Source organism: Streptomyces sp. ADMS (assembly GCF_033441795.1).
Lineage (GTDB): Bacteria > Actinomycetota > Actinomycetes > Streptomycetales > Streptomycetaceae > Streptomyces.
This window is the reverse complement of sequence record NZ_JAVFVX010000289.1, coordinates 1-1,810: the sequence shown is the minus strand read 5'-3', so window position 1 is coordinate 1,810 and position 1,810 is coordinate 1. Positions and strand designations below refer to the sequence as shown.

The following is a 1,810-nucleotide window of genomic DNA, read 5'->3' as shown; positions in this document are numbered from 1 at the left end:
ACGTACAAGACTCTGATCCGCCGGGAGACCGGCGAGGACTTCCCGCAGTCCCCGGACGAGCAACTGCGCCGGGCCGTCCTCGCCGTCTTCGAGTCCTGGAACGGCGAGCGCGCCCGGCTCTACCGCCGACGCGAGCACATCGCCGACGACCTGGGCACGGCGGTCAATGTGCAGACCATGGTCTTCGGCAATCTCGGGTCCGGCTCCGGCAGCGGCGTCGCCTTCACCCGCGACCCGGCCACGGGGCGGCCCGGCCTGTACGGCGACTACCTGGCGAACGCGCAGGGCGAGGACGTCGTCTCCGGCATCCGCAACACCGTCGCACTGACCGCCCTGGGGGAGCTGGATCCCGTCTCCTACGAGCAACTCCGCGGCCACTTGCGGACGTTGGAGACCCACTACCGGGACCTGTGCGACATCGAGTTCACCATCGAGCGCGGCCGGCTGTGGATGCTGCAGACCCGGGTGGGCAAGCGCACCGCCGAGGCCACGTTCGCCATCGCCGCCGAGCTGGCCGACGAGAACCTGATCACGGCCGACGAGGGCCTGGCCCGCGTCAGCGGGGACGGTCTCGCCCGTCTGATGTTCCCCCGCTTCGACACCGCGGCCGTCGGCGAGGCGCTCGCGCACGGCCTGCCTGCCTCGCCCGGCGCGGCCGTGGGCGCTGCGGTGTTCGACTCGGCCGAGGCCGTCCGCCGGGCCGCCGCGGGCGAGAAGGTCGTCCTCGTACGTCAGGAGACCACCCCTGACGATCTGCCCGGCATGATCGCCGCACAGGCGGTTCTGACCAGCCGCGGCGGCAAGACCAGCCACGCGGCCGTGGTCGCCCGCGGCATGGGCACGGTGTGCGTGTGCGGTGCCGAGGCACTCACCGTGGACACCGCGGCGCGGCGCTTCACCGTGGGCGACACCATCGTGGAGGAGGGCACGGTCGTCTCCGTCGACGGCTCCGAGGGCGTTGTGTACCTGGGCGCCGCTCCGCTCGTCGACTCCGCGGTGATGCGCTACTTCGAGACGGGTGAGCGGTCCGCCGGACTGGTGGATGCCGTGGCCCGCGCCATGGAACGGGCCGACGACGCCCGGCGGATGGAGGTGCGGGCGAACGCCGACACTCCCGAGGATGCCGCCCGCGCCCGGCGGTTCGGCGCGCAGGGCGTCGGTCTGTGCCGCACCGAGCACATGTTCCTCGGCGAGCGCCGCAAGCTGGTCGAGGCGATGATCCTGGCCCGCGACGAGACCGAGCGGGAAGGGGCACTGAGCGCGCTGCTGCCGCTCCAGCGAAAGGACTTCATCGGCATCCTGAAGGCGATGGACGGCCTGCCGGTCACTATCCGGCTCATCGACCCTCCCCTGCACGAGTTCCTGCCCGACCGCACCGACCTCGCCGTGCGCATCGCCACCACCGAGGCACGCGGCTCTGTGCCTGACCCGCACGACACCGAGCTGCTCGAAGCCGTCAACCGGATGCACGAGGAGAACCCGATGCTCGGTCTGCGCGGTGTCCGCCTGGGCCTGGTCGTGGCGGGACTGGTCGCTATGCAGGTGCGCGCCATCGCCGAGGCGGTCGTGGAACGCACGAGGGCCGGGGGCTCCCCCGAGGCGGAGATCATGGTGCCGCTGGTCGGCGCCGTCGAGGAACTGCGCATCGAGCGCGAGGAAGTGGAGCGAGTCCTCGCCGAGGTCTCCATCAAGTCCGGCGTCCCCGTGCACTGCCCGGTCGGCACCATGATCGAGCTGCCCCGGGCCGCGCTGACGGCCGGCCGGATCGCCGAGGAGGCGGAGTTCTTCTCCTTCGGCACCAACGACCTCA

General features: G+C 71.8%; 1 protein-coding gene. It reads left to right on the top strand.

Annotated features, from left to right (window positions below; translation table 11 throughout):
- Positions 1-1,810: putative PEP-binding protein (locus RB628_RS40440; RefSeq protein ID WP_318325636.1), on the top strand; the 1,810-nt coding region annotated here is incomplete at both ends.